The sequence below is a fragment of the Nocardiopsis terrae genome, from assembly GCF_014651695.1.
Taxonomy (GTDB): domain Bacteria; phylum Actinomycetota; class Actinomycetes; order Streptosporangiales; family Streptosporangiaceae; genus Nocardiopsis; species Nocardiopsis terrae.
This window is the reverse complement of sequence record NZ_BMXJ01000005.1, coordinates 307,297-328,039: the sequence shown is the minus strand read 5'-3', so window position 1 is coordinate 328,039 and position 20,743 is coordinate 307,297. Positions and strand designations below refer to the sequence as shown.

The window sequence follows — 20,743 nt, the reverse complement described above, 5'->3', positions numbered from 1 at the left end:
TACTTTCGCGTACTCGGCTTATATGGCGCTGACGTCCTCCTGATGTATTCCTTGCGTCGCTGGCAGCGGGGCGCTGGTGCCTGTTGCTTTTTGGTTCGAGGGTCGAATTGCTCCGGAAAAGTTTTCCTGACCAAGGAGTGCTTCCGTGGGGATGGACAGATTCCTGGAATATCCCACTGGGACGCCGTCGTGCGCGGACTCGGAGAGGATGCGGAGAGGGCCGTCCCTCTGTCTTCCCGCGACGGGGAGCGGGACGTTCTCCCGCGTGCACTGGTGCTGGGCTTCGCCGCACTGCTCCCATGGTGCGGTGAGGCGGAGAGGACACACGCATCAGTGCTCGCGTGTATCCGTCCGTCTCCACCGGGAGGAACCGTTCTGCCGGGGGCCCGGGGTACGACCCCCGGCACGTCGCCTGGAGAACCTCGCTCCGGCACGGCTGACGGCCCTGGCATCCTCGGGTACTGGCGTGCTGGGAGAGGCGGATCCGCTCGGAGCGGAGGGGCGAGCGGCAAGTATCTCGCGTTGGAACTCCGAACTCATCTCGCGGTCTCGTGTCACCGTGGTGGAGGCGCGTAATCACCTGCGTGAAGACGGAGCCCTGTGCGGTGCGGCTCCGTCACCTCCTCCTGGACACATGGGTGTCCGTGAGGAGGCCGGTGTGCGTACATCTCTTTCCCGAGGTATCCGTCGGTGTAAAGCTCGGCGCACGTTGTTGTTCATACGTGATTACCCCGCGTTTTGCCGGGTATGGCTCATCTGCCGGTAACAGGCACCGTGAATGTCCGATTGCGCCCATGCGACCGAGCAAGGAGCTGGAGGACCAACAAGCCTCTAGCTGGGGGTCCTGCTTCGATGGAGTAATTTTGGTCACGTTTTCCGTGCTCGGTGACATGCTTATACAAGGTCCGAACCGTAGTTCCTTGCTTGCCGGTCCGCGCCAACGGAGCCTTCTCTGCGCTCTCCTCGTCAATCGAGGGCAGACGGTTCCCAGCAGTGTGCTCTTCCAGGAACTCTGGCAGGATGTGCCGCCAGCCAGCGGACCGAATGCCCTGTACGCGCAAGTGTCACGCCTCAGGAGAACCATAGAGTTGTTCTCCGCGGGCAGTACGCCATCGGTGCGCGTTAACTCGCATTATCCTGGATATCGGCTGGAAGCACCGCAGGGGGCCGTAGACACGGACCGCTTCCGCTCTTTGTGCAACCAGGCCCAACGGGCTCGGAACCGGGATCTGGACAAGGCCGCGACCTGCTATCAGGAAGCCTTGCGGTGTTGGCGGGGGCGCGCCTTGCAGGACGTTCCCCCAGGGGTGATCCGCGACGCAGAGGCCCGTCGCCTCGAGCATGAGCGAACGCTGGCGTTGACCCGTCTGGTCGAGATCGACCTCGAACGCGGTCGGTACGCGGACCTCGTCCCCCTACTGGAGCAACTCGTCGAGGAGCGCCCCTTGGACGAGCGGCTCTGTACGCAACTCATGATCGCGCTGGACCGACTGGGTAGGGCACAGGACGCCCTGGACGCCTATCAGCGGATACGGGAGCGTATGGCCGCGGAATTGGGCATGGACCCGTCTCCAGTGCTCGAACGCGAGATGCGCAGGATCCTGGAACGCACCGAGTAGAGGGCGTCCGAAGGGTCAGATCGATGTCCTTGCCGGGTAGTGCGGCAGACACGACGAGGACCGCACACGAGCGTGGTTCCTCCCTGCCCCTTCGTTGCGCGATCGTTTGTGCGGATCCGTCGCACCGGTGATCGGGCCCGCTGCGCCGAAGAGGGTGTACTCGAGTTTCCGGGGGCGGGGGCCGGTGGGTCAAGATCCGTGGATACCGCGTGGAGCCGGACGAGATCGAGGGTCTCCTCTCCCCGCACCCACAGTTCGCCGACGCCGCGGTCGACCTGGTGGGAGAGAGCCGGGCAGAGGGCCGCAGCCGGTGAGTGCGCGAAGGGCTGGTAAGCGGAACCCCTGTCGGTGATCAGCAACAGGTCTCTGGGGGGCGGCTATCCGACCGACGTGCCCTCCAGCACCGAGGCCAGGACCTCCGAACCCCTTCTTCGGTCACCTGGGGAACCGGCCCTCAGGAATTTCACCGTGATCGTTTTCCTCTGCCGAAAAGGTGGTGGAAGGCATCGGCCGGAGCACGTATCAGCCCCATATCAGCCTGGGGTGACGCCTGTGTCATGCGGTGTGTGTACCAAGGAAAGGGTGAAAAGGCGTTGTACTTCACCGGTGGCTATTCCGGTGCCTGTGGGGGAGTCGGGTGCGTGCAGGAATTCCGTTTTCCCGCTGGCCCGGAAGCCGACCGCTGCCGCGATAGGGGTGTGGGCGTCCTTCTGCGCGGTTGCGGTGCCCTGCGAGACGCCGTAGCGGATGCGTGTGGACAGAGGTGAACAGTGAGCAGAGGAAAGGAGCGGACGGGAATGGATGAGTCGAGCATGGACGCTCTCCGGCACGAGAGGGGGAGCCTGACCGGCATGGCCGCGCTGGTGGTCTCGGGCAGTCGGGGGATCGGACTGTCGGTGGCGCACGCGCTCTCTGCCCGAGGAGCCGACGTGGCCATCACCGGTAGGAACGGGGACTCTCTTCGGGAGGCGTGCGAACGGATCCGGGAGAAAACGGGCGGCAGGGTAGTGGGGCTGCAGGCCCACAGCCGCAAGGAGCAGGACCGGGAGGCGGCGGTGGAGGAGACCCTGGACCGCTTCTCCCGTCTGGACATGCTGGTCTACAACACCGGCATCAACCCGGCCGGTCATGCGCCAGCAATGGAACTGGACCCGGACGTGGTCGGCCACATGTTCGAGACCAACGTCCTCGGGGCCCTGGGCTACCTGAAGCTGGCGCGGCAGCGCTGGATGGGAGAGAACGGCGGATCCGCCGTGGTCGTCTCCAGTGTGGCGGCGTCCGGGGCAGTCCGGCTCCCCGCCTACTCCGCGACCAAGGCCGCGCTCAACCGGTTGACGGGGGACCTGGCCGAGCAGCTCGCTCCCCGGATACGCGTGAACGCGGTCGCACCGGGGTTCATCAGGACGGAGTTCGCGGACTCGATCATCCGCATCCCCGTCGAACAGGTGGGGGAGAGCTACCCCATGCGGAGAATGGGGGAGCCGCGGGACGTGGCCGAGGCGGTGGCCTTCCTCCTGTCGCCCCAGGCGTCCTGGATCACCGGGGTCACGCTGCCGGTGGACGGAGGGATGTCCGTGCGTCCGATCCAGCACAACGTCGCCCACCCCGGCCTGGGGGAGCACATCCACTGACGCGCGGTGTCCAAGGAAGGCCGCAGACAGGCCAGGTTGCACCCCTTCCCTCCCGTGCCCGCCGCCTCATGCGTACCGCGGCCGGTCTGGCCCCGTCTGAACCGGCGGGACCGGGGCCGTCCTTTCGGCAGCGCTCGGCTCCCCGGCAGGGAAACAGCGGGCCGGTGCGGTCGGTCCCCTTCCGAGTCCTCGCCGACCGGTAGCTACCGGTCGGCCCGTTTCCGGTCCGGTCCCCCGCGCACGACGCGGGAGGCCACGAACGGGAAGAGCAGGACCGTGAGGGCGCCGGCGGTGACCATGACGGAGGCGATCGTGTCCTCGATGACCCCCGAGGACACCGCGACCTGGGTCACGGCCACGATGATGGGCAGACCCGTCGCGGCGTACAGGCCGAGTGCCACCTGGTCGCCCGTCCTCGTCAGCCCGGAATGCGTTGTGGTCCAGTGTTCACGGACGAACACCGGCAGTCCGCGCACCAGCAGGATCACGGCCACGAAACCGAACAGCAGGGGCCACCGGGCGGCGACGGCGGAAAGGTCGATGCCCATACCGCTGGTCACGAAGAACACCGGGATCAGCAGGCTGAATCCGACGATCTCGACCTTGTGCATGACCTCGGCCGCGTGCTCGGGCGCCGTGGCGCCGAGGGCGGCGTTCAGCAACAGGCCCGCCGCGAAAGCGCCCAGGGCGACGTCGAGTTCGAGCACGGCGGTCAGCAGCATCAGCGTGACCAGGACCAGCACGGTGACCCGCAGGGTGGTCTGCATGGTCGTGTTGGACGCGTCCGCGAAGGCCCGCCTCAGCAGGGGGAGACGGCTGAAGAAGCGTCCCGGGACCGCGACGACGGCCACCGCGGCCGCGGAGAACAGGAGCAGGATCGCCGCGGACTGCCAGGTGCCCCGGGTGGACAGCAGCAGCGACATCGCCACGATCGGCAGGAGTTCGCCGTAGGCGCCGTGGACCATGGCGGCCCGCCCCAGCGGCGTTCCCGTCGCACCGGAGTCCTTGAGGATGGGCAACAGGGTGCCCAGAGCCGTCGACGTCGAGGCGATCGCCAGTACGACCGCCACGTGCGTGTCCCCCCGCACCAGGAGCATCCCCGCCCCGAAGCCGAGCAGGGCGCACAACCCCCAGGTCAGGGCGGCGTTCCTGCCCTGCCTGCCGCGCATGTCGGTGGTGTCGACCTCGAAGCCGGCCAACAGGAACAGGAACCCCAGACCGAGTTCACGCAGGAACTGGACCGATTCGGTCTCCTCGGCCAGGCCCAGGGCGTGCGGGCCGATGATCGTGCCGAACACCAGCAGCCAGACCACGTCCGGTACCTTGCGGCGCGTGCCCAGCGCCAGTACCGGAGCGAGAACCGCGGCCAGGGCGATCCACCACATCGAGAGCAGGTTGTCCACGAGCATGTGTCCCTCGGCCATGCGGGAATGTTAACGAAGGCGGCGGTGACCTGCGCGTTGGCAGATCCGTCCTTGACCGAATACCTGCCTTGCCGGATCGGGTGCGGCCGTGGGGAAGACGTCCGTCCTGCGACGGTGTTCCGACCAGGGGAAGGCGACGGCGGGAGAGGCGATGTCGGACACCGTGGAGTTCGTCGAAGAGACCGGCGTGGTCGTCGTCGGCGCGGGGCAGGCCGGGCTCTCGGTCGCCTGGCACCTGCGGCGGCTGGGGCTTGGGCCCGGTACCGGTTTCCTCGTCCTGGACCGGGGACCCGACACCGGTGGGGCCTGGCAGTTCCGCTGGGAGTCGCTGCGCCTGGACGACGCGCACCGGGTCCACGACCTGCCCGGGATGCGGGAGCTGGGGTTGAGCTTCGCCACCGCCGACCCGGAGCGGGCCGCCCGGGACGTGGTGCGTGACTACTACGAACGCTACGAGCGGTGGTTCGGGCTGAACGTGGTACGGCCGGTCGAGGTCACCGCCGTACGCCGGGAGCGCGACGGTTTCCTCGTCACCACCGACAGGGGGGACGTCGCGGCGCGGGTCGTGGTCAACGCCAGCGGCACCTGGGCGCGGCCCTTCCGCCCCTACTTCGCCGGGGCCGCGGACTTCCGCGGTGTGCAGATCTCCACCCCGGAGTACCGTTCGGCCCGGGACTTCGCCGGAAAGCGGGTGCTGGTGGTGGGCGGAGGGACCTCCGGGGTCGGGTTCCTGCGCGAACTGGAGGGTGTGGCCGCGGGCACGGTCTGGGTCACCCGCCGACCGGTCGAGTTCGTCGACGACCCCCGGGGCGGAGTCAGAGCGGTACGCGCGGCGGACGAGGCGGCCAGGGCGGGACGGCCCCTGCCCAGCATCATCAGCGGCACCGGGCTGCCCGCCACGCCGGAGAACCTCGCGGCGCGGGACCGGGGGCTCCTGGTGGCCCGACCCGTGTTCAGCGCGATCGAACCCGACGGCGTCCGCTGGGCCGACGGTTCCTTCGAGCCGGTCGACGCCATCATCTGGGCCACCGGGTTCCGTGCCGAACTCACCCACCTGGCGCCGCTGCGGCTGCGCGAACCGGGCGGCGGCGTCCGCGTCGAGGACGGACGCTCGGCCCGCGAGCCGCGCCTGTTCCTCGCCGGGTTCGGTCCGCAGGCCAGCACCATCGGCGCCAACCGGGCAGGCCGGACCGTGGCCCGCCAGGTCGTCGCCGAACTGCGTTCCGCTCCGCCGGCCGGGGCCGGCTGACCCTTGGGGCCCCAGAGGGTCCAGGAGTAGAATGTCCGCTCAGTCACGTTGGCCGGAAACGGTCCCGAAAACATCGGGGCCCGGACACGGACCCCCCCTGAACCCCCGGTGCCACGGCCGGTCCGACGGCCCGCCGTCGTGCGGGAGAAGCACCTTTCGGGGAAGGAGCCCGTGATGAGTACCCAGACCACCACACAGGATCTGGACCGGGGCAGGGTGGAGGAGTTCGCCGGCCGGATGGTCGGTGTCCTGGAATCCGGCAGCACCGCCCTCATCTGCAGCCTGGGCCACCGGCTGGGCCTGTTCGACACGATGGCCGACCGCGGCGCGATGACCAGCCGGGAGATCAGCGACGCCGCCCACCTGAACGAGCGCTACGTGCGCGAGTGGCTGGGCGGGGCGACGACCTCCCGACTGGTCGAGTACGACCAGCACGCCGACACCTACTCCCTGCCCGCGGAGCACGCGGCCTGCCTGACCCGCGCGGCCGGGCCCGACAACATGGCCCGCCTGACGGCGATGCTGCCCATGCTGGCCCAGGTCGACGAGCGGGTGGAGGACGCCTTCCGCCACGGCGGCGGGGTGCCCTACAGCGCCTACGAGCGGTTCCACCAGGTCATGGCCGAGGAGAGCGGCGAGGTGGTGGACGCCTCCCTCATCGACACGACCCTGCCCCTGGTGGAGGGCATGCCCGAACGGCTCGCCCTGGGCATCGACGTGGCGGACGTCGGCTGCGGGCGCGGCCACGCCGTCAACGTGATGGGGCGCACCTACCCGCGGAGCCGGTTCGTCGGTTACGACTTCTCCGAGGAGGCCCTCGCGTTCGCTCGGGGAGAGGCCGACGCCATGGGGCTCTCCAACGTCCGGTTCGAGCTGCGCGACGTCGCCGAGATGGCCGCCGAGGGGGAGTTCGACCTGATGACGGCCTTCGACGCCATCCACGACCAGGCCCACCCCGCCCGGGTGCTCGCCGGGATCCACCGGGCCCTGCGGCCCGGCGGGAAGTTCCTGATGGTGGACATCAAGGCCTCCAGCCGTCTGCGGGAGAACCTGGACCTCCCCTGGGCGACCTTCGTCTACACGGTCTCCCTGATGCACTGCATGACGGTCTCCCTGGCCCTGGACGGCGACGGTCTGGGAACGGCGTGGGGTGAGCAGAAGGCCCGAGCCATGCTGGCCGAGGCCGGTTTCGGCGAGGTGGAGGTCAAGGAGATCGACACCGATCCGTTCAACAGCTACTACGTCTGTACCAGGACCTGACCCGGCCGGGCGCGGGTACGGTCCCCGCGCCGGGCCGGGCGGCGGACGACCCCGCGCGCGGGCGGGACAGGCCTGTGGACAACCGGCTGCGCTGCTCTTCCGGGACCTAGGATCGGGGGCGGAACCAGTTCCCAGAGCGTCGGAGGTAGCCGGTATGCGGGCCAACAAGCTTCCCACCGAGGAGATCAGGCGGGAGCCGGCGGCCTTCGCCGACCGGATCACCGCGGACGGCCGGTTCGGGCGCACCGCTGAACCGGGCCGCTACCGACTGGTCATCAGCCGGGCCTGTCCCTGGGCGCACCGGGTGGTGATGACCCGGCGGCTCATGGGCCTGGAGGGGGCCGTCTCGCTGGCGGTCACCGACCCGGTCCAGGAGATCATCGAGGATGACCCGCACTGGGTGTTCACAGAACGGACCGGCAGCCCGGACGGCAGGGACCCGGTACTGGGCATCCACGCCCTGCGCGAGGCCTACCTGGCCCGAGACCCCGGGTACGACGGCGGCGTGAGCGTACCCGGAATGGTCGACGTCCCCAGCGGACACCTGGTGTCCAACGACTACGACCAGCTCAGCGTGGACATGGCCACCGAGTGGGGGCCGCTGGCCCGGGAGGGCGCCCCGGACCTGTATCCGGTGGCTCTGCGCGAGGAGATCGACACCGTGAGCGCGCGGGTGTACCAGGACCTCAACAACGGCGTCTACCGTTCCGGTTTCGCCCCCGACCAGGACCGCTACGACAGGGCGGTCGCCGCCGTCTTCGCCCGGCTGGACGCCCTGGAGGAACGCCTCACCGACCGCCGCTACCTGGTGGGGGAGCACATCACCCTGGCCGACCTGCGGCTCTGGGCCACCCTGGTCCGGTTCGACGCGGTCTACCACGGTCACTTCAAGTGCAACCGCCGCAAGCTCGTCGAGTACCCGGCGCTGTGGGCCTACGCGAGAGACCTCTTCCAGACACCCGGTTTCGGCGACACCACCGAGTTCGAGCACATCAGAGTGCACTACTACCGGGTGCACACGGCGATCAACCCGACCGGGGTGGTCGCGGTCGGCCCCGACCCCCGCGGCTGGCTCACCGAGCACGGCCGGGAGTCGCTCGGCGGCAGCCCCTTCGGGGAGGGCAGCCCGCCCGGACCCGCCCCGGAGGACGAGCGCGTCCCGCCCCTGGCGGAGCAGGGCTGACCGTCGGAACGGGTGGTGGTTCACCGGTGACCGGGCAGGCCCGGCACACGTTCTGGAGGGCAGAGGCGGGCGGCGTGCTCGCGTAGCAGACGCACCGCCTCGGTGACGGCGGGGCGGCGGGAGGTCCCCTCGCGCCAGAGCGCGGAGACACCGCGTACCGGGGTGGGGTCCAGGGGCTTGACCACCACCGAGTCGGGGACGCTCCCCCGGCCCAGGCGGGGGACCAGGGCGATGCCCAGACCGACCTCGACCATGGCGATCTGGGTCTGGTACTCGGCCACGAAGTGGGCGATGTCCGGTTCGGGCAGGACCGGGCGCAGAGTCCGCATCAGCCAGTCGTGGCAGACCGTGCCGGGCGGTTGGCAGATCCAGCGGGCTGCGGCCACGTCCCGGCGGCTGAGCACCGCGAGCCCGGAGAGGGGGTGCGCGCGGGGGAGGAGGACGTCGCAGCGGTCCTCGCCGAGCACGGTGCGAACCACCCCGTCGGGGACGGTCATCGGTGCGATGTCCCAGTCGTGGACGACGGCGAGGTCCACCGTCCCCTGGGCGACCATGTGCGGGGTGGCGTGTGGGTCCTCCTCGACCACCCGCAGGTCCAGGTCGGGGTGCTCCCGGGTGAGTTCGGCGAGGGGGAGGGGGAGCAGGCCGCGGGCCGCGGTGGAGAAGGCGGCCACGGTCAGGCGCCCCGAGGGTCTGCCGCGCCGCTCCTCCAGAGCCACCTCGGCCGTCTCCATGATGGTGAGCATCCGGGCCGCTGTGCCCACGAGCATCTCGGCGGCGTCGGTGAGTACGACCCCGCGTCCCTGGCGCTCCAGGAGGGTGGTCCCGGTCTCGCGTTCGAGTTTGGTGACCTGCTGGGAGACGGCCGAGGGGGTGTAGCCGAGCGCCTTGGCCGCGGAACTGACCGAACCGTGGACGTGTACCGCGTGCAGGGCCCGCAGCCGGGAGAGGTCGAGCACGGGGGCTCCTTCCGAGGAGGCCCGCCCATCTTTAAGCAGGTCTGAAACCAACCTAGTAGAAGGTTTCGCTGGTGCTAAAGCCGGGGTGGAGCCATGATCGGTTCCATGCGTCCCTCCCATTCCCTTCTCGCCGTGTTGGTCGCGGCCGTGTGGGGGGTCAACTTCGTCGTCATCGAGGTCGGCCTCGACCACTTCCCACCGCTGCTGTTCTCCGCTCTGCGGTTCCTGGTGGCCGCCCTGCCCGCGGTCTTCCTCGTGCGCCGCCCCGGCGTCGCGTTCGGTTGGATCCTCCTGGTGGGGCTGGTGCTGGGCGTGGCCAAGTTCGGCCTGGTCTTCACCGGCATGCACCTGGGCATGCCTGCCGGGCTGACCTCGCTGGTCCTGCAGGTGCAGGCGGTGTTCACCGCCTTCTTCGCGGTGCTCTTCCTGCGGGAGAGGCTGCGTCCGGTCCGCTACCTGGGGATGGCCGTCGCCCTGTGCGGGATCGCGGTCGCCGCCCACGACCACGGCGGATCGGGGCCGTTGACCGCGTTCATACTGGTCGTGGCGGCCGCCGCGTTCTGGGGGCTGTCCAACGTGTTCACCCGCAGAGCCGCCCCGCCGGACGCCCTGAGCTGGATGGTCTGGGTCAGTGTGGTGCCGCCGCTGCCGCTGTTCGCCCTGTCCCTGCTGGTCGAGGGCCCCGAGGCGGGACTGGCCGCGATACGGGGGCTGGACCTGGCCGGGGCGGGTGCGATCGCCTTCGTCGCCTGGGCCGCCACGGTGTTCGGCTTCGGGGCCTGGGGCCACCTGCTCCGCCGGTACGAGGCCTCCGCCGTGGCGCCCTACTCGCTGCTGGTACCGGTCTTCGGCATGGCCTCGGCGTTCCTGTTCCTCGGTGAGCGGATCAGTGTGCTGAGCCTGGCGGCGGCGGTGCTCCTCGTGGGCGGTGTGGCACTGACCGCCCTGGGCGGTCGGGCCGGGAAGCCGGCGGAGGAGGGCACCGCCGCCGGGGGCGGGGCGGTCCCGGCCGGCGGACACTCCTCCCGGTAGTCCTGCGGGCGTCCCGGGGAGCGGGTGCGTCCCCGGGAGACCCGCCGAGGCCGCTCCCGACCTCCCGTCCGCGCCTACCGCGCCGGGTGCCGCGCGGCGACGAGGAGTTCCACGTTGCGGTCCTCCGGCTGACCGTAGTTGGCGGGGTCGGCGTACAGGTCGTTGACGGACAGCTCCCGGTAGAGCGAGGCCAGGCCGTCGGCGGAGTAGTCGCCGTGGTCGACCTGGTAGGGGCTGTCGGCCTCCAACAGGGTGGTGAACAGCGACACGGTGCCGTCCGCGTTGTCCACGATCTCGATGCTGCGGGCCATCTGCGGGTGGTCGATGTGCGAGGCGGTGTTGATCTCCCAGAAACCCCGCTCCGGGGCGCTGGAGGTGTGCGCCCGCACCTTGTTGTGGTGGGTGTGGCCGTTCACCCAGGCCAGCACGTTGGGATAGCGCTTGAGCATGGCCACCAGGATCTCGCCGACGTAGCGGATCTCCGTCGGGCGGCGCCGGTCCGGCAGCGGATTGTTCATGGTGTCGCTGGTGTGGTGGCTGAACAGCACGAACAGCTCGTCGGTCACCCGCTGGGTGCGCCGCCGCCCGAACAGGTCGTAGTAGACCGAGCTCGACGCGCGCAGGGTGCGCTCCAGCCACCGGTACTGGGTCCTGCCGATGGAACCGTTGGCCAGCCCAGCCAGGGTGGTCGTGTCCATGCTGACCCCCGTGACGCCCTCGGCGACCGGGAAGGTGTAGAAGCAGTCCACCCCGTCCGCGTTCTCCTCGGTGAAGCCGTGGCCGACCGGACCGGGGCCGGTGTTGGCCTCCGCGAGGTGAGCGCCGACGAAGCCGGCGGTGTCGAAGGGGGCGCGCCGCTCGTCGGGGGTGACGGTGGAGGTCAGTGCGGCGGTCGACACGGTGCCGGGCGCGGCGGGGCTCTCGACCTCGTCGGGTACCTCGCCGAGCCGGTCCTCCTCGGTCATGGCCTCGGCCGTCCGCTCGGTGACGTCGTCGTCGGCGAACATGAGCTTGCGGTCGCCGACGTAGAGCTCGTCCATGGTGCCCGCGGGCAGCGTGCCCGCCGGTGTGTTGTCGTGGTTGCCCACGGTGCAGTACCAGGGGACGTCCAGGCCGGGGCTGTGGAACTCGGCCCTGGCGGCGTCCAGGAACCCGGGCAGGTGGGGGAACCCGCCCTGGGCCTTGTACCGGTCCCGCAGTTCGCTCTCGGGCTGCCAGTACAGTTCCGACCCGCAGTTCTGCACCCCCTCGAACCGGGAGGGGTCGCCGGTGTCGGGGGTGAGGGGGCCGCCGTTGAGGACCGCCATGAGCCAGTCGAGTTCGATCCGCTCGTGGTTGTCGGTGTTGTCGCCTGTGGTCATCATGAAGTCGAAGGGTCGCCCGGTGACCGGCCCCGCACGGAGCGAGTTGACCCTGCGGACCAGCGCGGACGCGCCGATCGCGGCGAGTGGTTCCTGGGGCCGGTGGGCGCTGGAGCCGAGGATCGGGTGGGTGTACTCGAAGCGCACCGGGCTCTGCACGTCCAGGATGTGCAGGTCGGTGAACTGGACGAACGCCGCAAGCGGGGTGCGCCGCTCGTCGCGGCCCGACTGCGCGGCCACCAGGTCCTCGCGTACCTTCAGCGGCCAGCCCGGCCCGGCGGTGAGGAGTCGGTAGCCGTCGCCGACGGGGGAGGCGACCTCGGCGAAGGTGGTGCCCTCGGGGTTGGCGACCCGGTCCAGGGTCTGCCGGATGAGTCTGTCGTGGGTCGCGGCGGAGACGGGGAGGGCGGGGAGGCCGAGGGCGAAGCCCAGGCCTGCGCTGGCGGTGATGAATCCGCGCCGGTTGAGGGGTGGCATGGGGGGAGTCCTTTCGGCCCGGCCGGGGGCGGCCTGCGGGGGTGGGGCGCCGTCATTAAAGGCCGGGAGGAGGGCGCGGGGCAACGGGGGTTCGCCGCCCGGGGCGGACCCGGATCGGGCGGGCCCGGACACGGGGTGGGTACGATCACCGGTTCGCCTGTTTCCGGGATCGCGGGCCCGTGGTTCGGACGTTCCGCGGCGCTGTCCCGGCGTCCACCTGCGGGTCGGCTCCGGGCCCCGGGGAGTTCGCCGCGGCCCCGATGAACCGTCATAAAGGTGAGGGGTTCTCATGTTTGGCCGGATGCGGCCAATGAGCGGCCCTCGCCCTCCCGACAGTCGGTCCGGGACGCCCTGCTAGGTTCTCCGGCGGCAGGTCGGACATCGCACGGTGGGGAGCGGTCCCGTGACGGACGAGAAGAAGCCCGGACGGATGGGGGACGCCCTGGCCTGGACCGGTGCGGGACTGCTGGTCGGCGCCCTGCTGTGGATCGGCGCCGTCGCCGTGGCGGACGACGGCGGCCTGCCAGGGAGGGACGGGTGGTGGATCGTCTCCGCCCTGGCCGCGCTCCTCGCCCTCACACTCGTGCTGGGCCGGCGGAGCGGCGGTGCGGAGCGGTACCTGTTCTGGCTGTGGCCGGCGGCCGGGCTCGGGCTGTTGGCGGCCTGGCTCGCCTTCCCGGGGGACGCCTTCGAGGCCACCGCCCGCGACCCCCGGGCCTTCGAGCCCGCACCGGTCGCCGTGCACCTGTGGCTGGCGGCCTGTGCCGTCGCGCTGGGCTGCGGGCTCATGCTCATGGCCCGGCGAAGGCCCGGACCGGGACCGCTCCGCCGGGCCGTTCCCCTTGTCTGCGCGGGGGCGCTGGTCGTGGCCCTGGTCGCGGTTCTGACCGCCCGGTTCCTCGTTCCCCGGGTGCCGCACCACGTCGCCGACGGACTCGCCGAGCCCGCCCCGGTCCCGGCCGAGGTCTCGGAGGCGGGCTGGGAGTGGCGGCCGCCGGTGGGCACCGGGATCGAGGAGGTACACGCGGGGAGCCACGGGCCGCTGGTCCTCCTCGGGGACGGTGCCGTGGCCCTGGACGGTACGACCGGAGCCGAGCTCTGGTCCTACCGGCGCCCCCACGACCAGGTTCGGGACGTGTGGGCGCAGGACGGGCGCGTACACGTGCGACACCGGGTCGGTGAGGACACCGGGGGCGGCGAGGACCGGTTCGAGACGGTGGTGCTGGACGCCGGGACGGGCGGGATCGTCGAGGAGGGGGCGGACACCGAGGTGCCCTCGACCGGCTGGATGAACGAGCACGGCCGCGAACTGGTGGCTGACGCGTTGGACCTGCCCGAGGACTGCGTGGTCTCGCACACCGGGAACTACGGCCACCGTCTGGTGGGTGTGTTCGGCTGTCTGGAGGACGCGGACGCCGAGACGGTCCGGCGGTCCGTCGAGACCGGCAACCCCTTCCGCTGGGAGGGCGTTCGGACGCGGGCCGTCGTCGTGGCCGTCGACCCGCTGACGGAGGCCGAACTGTGGCGCACGGAGCTGTGGGAAGCGCCGCCCCCGGTCCCGGAGCCCCGGCTGGAGGAGGCCCCGACGGGAGCGGCCGGAACGCCGGTGGTCGTGCGGAACGGGCCCGAGGCGCGGACCGTGGTCCTGGACCCGGGCACCGGTGAGGAGCTCGCCGCGCTCCCCGGGGACCTTGCCGCCAGCGACGACCTCATCGGGGTGGCGCACGCCGACGCGGACGGAACGGTCCTCGCCGTGGACAGCGGCGACCTGGAGACGATGTTCCACCGGGTGGACGCCTCCGGGCGGATCATCGGGACGGCCGTGGTCGAGGAGGCCTTCCTCGTCCACACCGTCGGCTCCTCCCGGATCGCGGTGCTCGACGATGCCCTGGTGATCGTGCGGAAGACGGACGCGGAAGGCGTGGCCACGGCGGTGGTGGTCCGCCCCCTTCGGGGAGACCACCCGGTGGGAGGACGGGATCGTGCTCCGGGCCGAGTACCCGGGCGCCGCCGATGTGGTGGCGGTTCCGGGGGCGGTCGTCCTCGTCACGGAGGACGAGCGGTCCCCGCTGCTGCGCGGCCTGTACCCCTGACCTCACGTGGTGAGGGGCCAGCCCGGGCCCGGCACCGGGATGCCGCGACCCGGCGGAGCACTGTGGGAGGCGGTCGTGCGGGGCCGGCCGGTGAGAGCTGGCCTGGTTCGAGCGCCCCCGCGAATACGGTAGGGTTTCACCTGTTGGCGGGGCCGGAGACGGCTTCCGCTCAGCGGCCGGGACGTAGCGCAGTTTGGTAGCGCACTTGACTGGGGGTCAAGGGGTCGTGGGTTCAAATCCCGCCGTCCCGACAGAGGAAAAGCAGGTTATGGAGAGGTCCACCGTCCGGTGGGCCTCTTTCTGTTTGCGCCGTGTCCGCCGGGGTGATCACCGCGGTCGTCGCGGGCTCCGGGATCCTCGCCCTGTCGGTCGTGGTACCGCCCATCTCCAGCACCACCGCGCGCCGTGCACGCAGGTCGATTCCCCGTCTGGCGGCGGGCGCCGCCAACGCGGTCCGGTCGTTGCGCGCTCCGATCACTCAAGGTCGGCCAGGGCGTTGCCGACCTTGTGCCCGGAGCCCGATCTCCGGTGGGCCGCCACCGCCTCCGTCAGGCGATCGGCTCCTGCCAGCGGCCCGGATTCCTAGTCGGTGGAGAGCGCGGCCCGGTAGTACTCGACGAGTTCCTCGTCGGGGAGCGGGCCGGACTCGGGCGCGCGCCCGTCCAGTACCGCGGCGAGGTCGGTCAGACAGGTGTCCCAGCCGGCGGCCGTGTTCGCGGTCCACTCGGGGTCGTCGATGGTGTTGGAGAGCCGGAGCACACAGCCCCGGCCGTCCTCCTCCAGGGTCCAGCGCAGGTCCTCGCCCGACCAGTGGAAGGCCAGCAGCCGCGGCGGGTCGAACCCGGTGATGGGTACGACCTCCGGTTCCCCGCCGGGGAACGCCAGGGTGAGCGTGCCGCCCTCGCGGGCGTCGACCCGCGCGTCGGCCGGAAACCACCGGGAGAGCATGTCGTCTTCGGTCAGGGCGTTCCAGACCGCGGAGCGCGGGTGCGGGTAGCGGCGGGTGAAGAGCAGGGCGGGCGCCCCCTGCGGGTCGGTGCCGAGGCGGACTTCGGTGCTCATGGTCGCGGCCCTCCGGTGCGCGGATGGAGTCGGGGCGACTGCCCAGGTCACCCCCGGTCGCCCAGGTGTCCAGCATGCGGTCTCGGGCCGGTCCCGGTCCAGCATCCAGGCGGTGAACGGGCCGAGTGGCGGACCGTCCGGGCCGCGGTTCGGACCGAGTGCCGGAACCGGGGCCCGGGGCTGCTCCCCGCACGGCCGCTCAGTACCTCGCGACGCGCGGTTTCCACAGGGTGGCCCGTTCGACCACGTACACCTCCAGGTTGGCGACGCTCGCACCGCAGGCACCCTTGCGTTCCGTGGCGACCAGGGCGGAGGCGATCAGTTCGGCCCGGTGCCTGGCCTCGGCCTCGGTGTCGCCCACCGGGATCACCTGCCGCACGTGGTGGCACCGGGCCCGGCCCTCGGTGTGGACCAGGCCGACCACGTACGTGCGCCGCCAGCGCCGCAGGGCGGCCTGGCGCGGAATCATGTAGCGGTAACGGCAGCGCATCCGGCTGCCGTCGGCCAGCACGGCCTCGGCCTGGTAGGTGATCGACCACCAGTTCTCGGCCACCGGAACGATCGTCGCGCGCATGGCCCGTGCCCAGGCCTCCAGCGCCGACCGGTTCTGCGCCTCGATGGTGGCGGCGTCGCCCACGGCGCCCCCCGAACTGTTGAACGGGTCCCGGGCTCCCCCTGAAGCACCCGGGACTCTGACGGTTGGTAACTCTAGGTGTCGACGATGATTCGAGGGGTACGGAATGTGTCCCCGGAGGGATTCCCGGCCAGCTCAGGACAGTAAACCGATCCGTTCGGCCAGTGAGCCCGCCCGGTCCCGGTGGTGCCCCCCGCGTGACTCCAGTTCCTCCAGCACCATCCGGCGGGCGAAACCGTTGTACCGGACCGTCTCCGGTGCCGCCTCGTGTGCGGCCTCCAGTACACGCAGCGCCTCGTCCCGCTGGCCCGCCAGACGGTGGGCACGGGCCTGTTCGATCCGGTGCCGGGCCCGGCGCGGCCGTGAGGGGATCGTCTCCGCCGGGGCCCGCCCGGACTGGCGCACCGCCTCGTGGCCGCTGCGCAGCTCCACCGCCACGGTCACCGCGTGCGCGCCCATCACCGGGCGGGAGAAGGAGGTCATCGGGTGGTAGTAGGAGGCGGGCAGTCGTTCGGCCGCCCGGCGTGCGGTGTCCCAGTGCCGCCACGCCGAACCGGCCTCCCCGCGCCGTGCCGCCGTGTACCCCGCCTCGAACCGCAGGGCGCCCCAGACCGCGAGCACGTCCCTGCCGCCGTCCGGCAGGTGCCGGGCGAGATGGCGGCTGGCGTCCTCGGTGACCGCGTCCGCGGCCTCCCAGTCACCCGCGTCCCGGTGCGCCTGGGCCAGCAGCCAGGCGGCCACCCCCAGGGCGTGCGGGTCGTCCGACTCCTGGGCCGCGGCCATACCGCGTTCGGCCACCCGCCACAGCAGGCCCTGCGCGGGTTGGTAGGCGATGAAGAACTGCGCCAGCGAACACACCTGCGACAGCACCGACCGTGCGCGGGCCCGTGCCGACGCCCCCTCGGCCTGGTGCACCGCCCGCTGTGCGTCCTCCAACAATCCGGGAAGCAGTCGGCCGACCACCTCGCGGTGGTTGGGCGCCGAGTGCCTGGCCCGCCAGGCCCCGGCCAGTCGGGCGCGCAGGTGCTCCGGCGGGGGAGCGGGCCGGGGGTCGCCGACCGGAAGGGCGTTGACCGCCTCGCGCACCCTCGGCAGCAGGGCGTGCCCCGGGCCGGTGAACAGCTCCACCGGAACGGACTGCTCGCCGGTGAGCTCGGCGAGGTCGCGGATGCGCAGCGCCTCCACCAGGCGGAGCAGGATCGAGAGTTTGGGGGTGCCCAGACGCCCGGTCTCCACGGCCTTGACCCATGAGGCGGAGCGCCCCACCAGGCCGCCCAGCACCTCCCGGGTCATACCGCGTCTGGTGCGGTTCAGCTTGAGGCGTGTGCCGAACGGGATCTCGACCTCGTGCGGGTCCGGGGTGCCGTCCACGGGCATCGCATCGTCCTTCCCTGGGGTGCCGCGGAGTCCAGGCTACGAGGGCCCCTCCGGCCCCGTGGCGGAAACGGCCCGACCTCCTCCGACCGGGCCCCTTCCGTCCCGGCCCGGCTCCTTCGGACCCCCTGCGCGCCCCGGGGCGGGTCCGTCCGAGAGGTCACTCGGGTCCGCCGGGGAAGGCCGCTCGGCTTCGCTCGGGAGATCGCTCAGGACCCTGCGGGGGAGGAGGAACGCCGAAGCGAGTCCCCGGCACGGCCAGACCCGCCTGTGCGCGGATCGCCATCGCGCTGACGTGGTGGGCGACGATCTCGCGACCGGAACCCCAACGCAGCAGGGAGTACGGCAGGAGCAGGAAGGCCACCGCGGTGTAGAGCTCCGCTGCCTGTCCGCCCGTCAGCAGCCGCAGCACCGCCGAGACGCCGAAGACGAGCAGGAGCACCGGCAAGCGGGTGCGTGCGACGCCACTGCAGGGCGGGTGCCAGCGCGACGACGGCCGCCACCCCCGCGGGGGCGGCGGCCGTCCGGTGTCAGGCGCGGTACTCGGATGCTCGGTCCTCGGCCATCGCCACCATCTGTTCCTGGCGGGCGCGGACGGCGGGCCGCTCCGGGCGCGCCACCCGGCCCAGCTCCGCGCGGCGCCCGTGCCGGGTGGCCAGGGCCACCGCCGAGGAGCGGCGGACGCCCAGTTCCTCACCCTCCTCGGCCAGGGCCCGGCGGACCCTGCCGCGGTAGGCGTGCCGCGCCGCGAAGTAGACGGCCATCGCGATGACGAACACCGTCAGGGTCTTGATCAGGACTCCGGCCAGGTTCTCCAGCAGCGGCGAGTCGAAGAACCAGTGCACCCCCATCGCCAACAGCAGCAGCAACGCGGCCCCGGCGGCCCGGCGCGCGTCGGGCCGCCAGGCCACGGCGGCCAGCACACCGACCGCGGTGCCCGCCACCGCCGACATCGCCCAGTGCGACCCCAGCCCGGTGAGGCCGATCCGCAGGAAGAAGGTCTGGAGGACGGAGAGCATGCCGTCGGTGGCGCCCTGCATCGAGATCGCGTTCAACGCGTAGGTGAAGTTCTCCACCAGCTGGAAGCCCAGCCCCACCAGTGCACCGATCACGAAGCCGTCGATCGGGCCGCGGACCGCGCGCGGGGCCATGACCGCGATCAGGACGACCCCGGTCACCTTGAGCAGCTCCTCGTTGACGGGTGCGGTCAGCGCGGCGCCCCAGGTGGTCCCGAACTCCAGTCCGCCCGCCCTGGACCAGGCCGACATCAGGTTGGAGTTGGTGAAGAGCGCGAGGCCGATCGCCCCGGTCGCCCCCCAGAGCAGGGCCGCGAGCGAGGACGCCAGGCCCGGGGCCCGGACCGGCCGGATACGGCGAAGCACCCAGAACCCGAGCACGCCCACCGCCGTGAGCAGGAGCGCCGATACCACCGCCTCGACGGTGAAGACCCGGATCGCCCCGGCGAAGTTCAACAGGGTGAAACCGAAGCCGACCAGGCAGAGGACAGCGAGGATCACCGCCGCGGTCAGCCCGGGCAGGCGCTGGGCGCGGGGCCGGTCCTGCCGGGGGTCGGGGAGGCGCTCGCCCCCCTCCTGGCCCTGTCCGGAGTCGCGGGGGAAGGGCACCCGGCCGCTGTGGGTGGACGGAACGTCTGGTTCGGGGCGTGCGTGGCTCATGAGGTGCCTCCCGTGGACCGGCTGAACCGGATCGACTGGACCAGCTCCTCCGCCTCGGCCAGTTCCGCCTGACCGGCCTCGGTGCCGACGGTGCGCGCCTCGACCGCGAAGCCCCCGTTCGGTGAGGGGAAGACGGTCGCGGTGCCGGTGTGCTGCCCGAGGTGCAGGTCGCCCCGCAGGCCCTCGTTGCCGCTGTCCGAGGTGACCTTCTCCGGTTCGCCCAGGGCCGCCGAGGCGTCACTGACCCGCACGATGTCGCGCAGGCCCTCCCACAGTTCGGTGCCCGTGGCCTCCTGAGGCGGGGTGACCACGCTCATCTGCAGGTTCACCGGGCCCTTCGTGAACAGGTACTGCCGGCCCTGGGAGCTGGCGCCGGTGTCGAGCTGCCAGTCCTCGTCGAAGGTCACCGAAGCCTCGTACCCCTCTCCGGAGCCGAGCGTCATGCCGTGACCCGAGGGGAGGGCCTCGGTGGCGGGCAGGGCGGCGTTCACCATCGCCCAACCGAGGGTCAGGACCGCCACCACCGCCGCGGCGACGCCCAGCGGGACCCAGTTGCTCCGCGGCCCCCGTGGCCTGGCGTGGCGCAGTTGCGCGCTCTCCTCTGCCATCGTGCCCCCGTCTCTGCGTTCTCGGACCTGAGTGCTCACCACCAGCGAAACATCCCGGGGAGGGCTCGTTGACGAAACAGTGGGTACTTGGCACATGTTTGTGGTGATTTCACCGGAAGCGGGGGTGGTGAGACCGGCGCTTTGCCATCCGAACGCCCTCGTTCCGGTTCACCGGTCGAAGGGGAGGACGGCTTCGGCCGACCGAAGGCGGCCTGCCCCGAGAGGCCCCTTGGCGTGGTGGCCCGCCTGTGATGTGATGCCAATCCCAGCGTTACCGATACCGACGGAGGGCACGGGCGACCGATGCCGAAGCAGACCATCGACCCCCTCAACGCAGACCGCTCCTCACTGGTGCACCGGATCCGCTACGCGTTGCGCAACCCCGGCCGGATCGGACCGTACCTGCTTCGGTCCGCCCGTGACCTCCGCCTGCGCCTCACCCACCGGGACCACGTCTCCTACTACCGCGCGGTGATGGCCTCCGACGCGGCCCGCGACCCCAGGGCGGCGGTCGGCAGCCGCAACGAGGAGCGCTGGCTCGCGCTCGGACAGATGCAGTTCGACTACCTGCTCGGACACGGGCTGAAGCCGGAGCACCGGATGCTCGACATCGGCTGCGGCAACCTCCGGGCGGGATGGCGGTTCATCGACTACCTGGACACGGGCGGCTACTACGGCATCGACATCTCCCCGGACATCCTGATCGCGGGTAAGAAGGTCCTCTCCCAGCGCGGCCTCCAGCACAAGCTGCCCCACCTGACCCTCACCCACGACCTCACCTTCGACTTCCTGCCCGAAGGCTCCTTCGACGTGGTCCACGCGCACAGCGTCTTCTCGCACTCGCCGTTGGAGGTGATCGACGAGTGCCTCGCCCACGTGGGCCGGGTACTCGCCCCCGGAGGCTTCTTCGACTTCACCTTCGACCGCACAGAGGGAACCGAACACCACGTGCTGCGGGAGGACTTCTACTACCGCACCGAGACCCTCGTAGCGCTCGCTGAGAAGCACGGCCTCCGTGCGCGGTTCATGCAGGACTGGGAGGAACTCCCCCACGGCCAGTCGAAGATCAGGGTCACGGCACCGGAGTGAGCGGTCGGCGGG

17 protein-coding genes and 1 tRNA gene are annotated in these 20,743 nt (G+C 71.3%); 9 read left to right on the top strand and 9 right to left on the bottom strand.

Going from position 1 to position 20,743, the window contains the following annotated elements:
- Window positions 1–794 precede the first annotated feature (794 nt).
- Both IE195_RS15775 and IE195_RS15770 read left to right on the top strand, forming a co-directional pair.
- Complete coding sequence (locus IE195_RS15775) at window positions 795–1,619, top strand: AfsR/SARP family transcriptional regulator (protein ID WP_191272128.1); 825 nt, start codon at window positions 795–797, stop codon at window positions 1,617–1,619.
- A gap of 797 nt (window positions 1,620–2,416) precedes the next feature.
- Window positions 2,417–3,250 (top strand): SDR family oxidoreductase, encoded by an 834-nt coding sequence (locus tag IE195_RS15770; protein WP_225942478.1) that lies wholly within the window; start codon window positions 2,417–2,419, stop codon window positions 3,248–3,250.
- Between the two features lie 203 nt (window positions 3,251–3,453).
- Here the strand turns inward: IE195_RS15770 and IE195_RS15765 are convergent, their stop codons facing one another.
- The gene (locus tag IE195_RS15765) at window positions 3,454–4,674 is read right to left on the bottom strand and encodes a cation:proton antiporter (RefSeq protein ID WP_191272125.1); all 1,221 of its coding nucleotides are present in this window, start codon (window positions 4,672–4,674) and stop codon (window positions 3,454–3,456) included.
- Window positions 4,675–4,825: 151 nt separating this feature from the next.
- On the opposite strand from IE195_RS15765, the gene IE195_RS15760 reads away from it, so the two are divergent.
- The 3 genes from IE195_RS15760 (at window position 4,826) to IE195_RS15750 (ending at window position 8,366) form a co-directional block, all read left to right on the top strand.
- A complete protein-coding gene (locus IE195_RS15760) occupies window positions 4,826–5,923 on the top strand; it encodes an NAD(P)-binding domain-containing protein (RefSeq protein ID WP_191272123.1) in 1,098 nt (365 codons plus the stop codon).
- 174 nt (window positions 5,924–6,097) lie between these two features.
- Window positions 6,098–7,183 carry a class I SAM-dependent methyltransferase gene (locus IE195_RS15755; protein WP_191272121.1) on the top strand — a complete coding sequence of 362 codons (1,086 nt, stop codon included), beginning with the start codon at window positions 6,098–6,100 and terminating at the stop codon, window positions 7,181–7,183.
- Between the two features lie 154 nt (window positions 7,184–7,337).
- Complete coding sequence (locus tag IE195_RS15750) at window positions 7,338–8,366, top strand: glutathione S-transferase family protein (RefSeq protein WP_191272119.1); 1,029 nt, start codon at window positions 7,338–7,340, stop codon at window positions 8,364–8,366.
- Window positions 8,367–8,386: 20 nt separating this feature from the next.
- On the opposite strand, the gene IE195_RS15745 is transcribed toward IE195_RS15750, so the two are convergent.
- On the bottom strand, window positions 8,387–9,325 hold the full coding sequence (locus IE195_RS15745; RefSeq protein ID WP_191272117.1) for a LysR family transcriptional regulator: 939 nt from the start codon (window positions 9,323–9,325) through the stop codon (window positions 8,387–8,389).
- Window positions 9,326–9,430: 105 nt separating this feature from the next.
- Between IE195_RS15745 and IE195_RS15740 the strand changes: the two genes are divergently transcribed.
- Window positions 9,431–10,357, top strand: coding sequence for an EamA family transporter (locus IE195_RS15740; protein ID WP_191272115.1), 927 nt, complete (start codon window positions 9,431–9,433; stop codon window positions 10,355–10,357).
- A gap of 74 nt (window positions 10,358–10,431) precedes the next feature.
- Here IE195_RS15740 and IE195_RS15735 read toward each other — a convergent pair whose 3' ends face one another.
- A complete protein-coding gene (locus tag IE195_RS15735; protein ID WP_191272113.1) occupies window positions 10,432–12,195 on the bottom strand; it encodes a TIGR03767 family metallophosphoesterase in 1,764 nt (587 codons plus the stop codon).
- A gap of 403 nt (window positions 12,196–12,598) precedes the next feature.
- On the opposite strand from IE195_RS15735, the gene IE195_RS15730 reads away from it, so the two are divergent.
- Both IE195_RS15730 and IE195_RS15725 read left to right on the top strand, forming a co-directional pair.
- Entirely contained in the window at window positions 12,599–14,488 is a 1,890-nt protein-coding gene (locus IE195_RS15730; RefSeq protein WP_225942477.1) for a hypothetical protein, read from the top strand.
- Window positions 14,466–14,539 (top strand) — tRNA-Pro (locus IE195_RS15725). Before IE195_RS15730 ends, IE195_RS15725 begins: the two co-directional genes overlap by 23 nt.
- A 331-nt stretch (window positions 14,540–14,870) precedes the next feature.
- Here IE195_RS15725 and IE195_RS15720 read toward each other — a convergent pair.
- The 6 genes from IE195_RS15720 to IE195_RS15695 form a co-directional block, all read right to left on the bottom strand.
- Window positions 14,871–15,350, bottom strand: coding sequence for an SRPBCC family protein (locus tag IE195_RS15720; RefSeq protein ID WP_191272111.1), 480 nt, complete (start codon window positions 15,348–15,350; stop codon window positions 14,871–14,873).
- A gap of 199 nt (window positions 15,351–15,549) precedes the next feature.
- A complete protein-coding gene (locus tag IE195_RS15715) occupies window positions 15,550–15,987 on the bottom strand; it encodes a hypothetical protein (protein ID WP_191272109.1) in 438 nt (145 codons plus the stop codon).
- Between the two features lie 132 nt (window positions 15,988–16,119).
- Window positions 16,120–17,361, bottom strand: a complete 1,242-nt coding sequence (locus IE195_RS26500; protein WP_191272107.1) for a helix-turn-helix domain-containing protein — start codon at window positions 17,359–17,361, stop codon at window positions 16,120–16,122.
- Window positions 17,362–17,518: 157 nt separating this feature from the next.
- Window positions 17,519–17,806: a hypothetical protein gene (locus tag IE195_RS15705; RefSeq protein WP_191272105.1), complete on the bottom strand. Its 288-nt coding sequence runs from the start codon at window positions 17,804–17,806 to the stop codon at window positions 17,519–17,521.
- Between the two features lie 82 nt (window positions 17,807–17,888).
- A complete protein-coding gene (locus IE195_RS15700) occupies window positions 17,889–19,034 on the bottom strand; it encodes a PrsW family intramembrane metalloprotease (RefSeq protein WP_191272103.1) in 1,146 nt (381 codons plus the stop codon).
- A complete protein-coding gene (locus IE195_RS15695) occupies window positions 19,031–19,642 on the bottom strand; it encodes a hypothetical protein (protein WP_225942476.1) in 612 nt (203 codons plus the stop codon). The genes IE195_RS15700 and IE195_RS15695 overlap by 4 nt, the downstream gene beginning before the upstream one ends.
- Before the next feature lie 303 nt (window positions 19,643–19,945).
- Between IE195_RS15695 and IE195_RS15690 the strand changes: the two genes are divergently transcribed.
- The gene (locus tag IE195_RS15690; RefSeq protein ID WP_191272101.1) at window positions 19,946–20,731 is read left to right on the top strand and encodes a class I SAM-dependent methyltransferase; all 786 of its coding nucleotides are present in this window, start codon (window positions 19,946–19,948) and stop codon (window positions 20,729–20,731) included.
- Window positions 20,732–20,743: the final 12 nt, after the last annotated feature.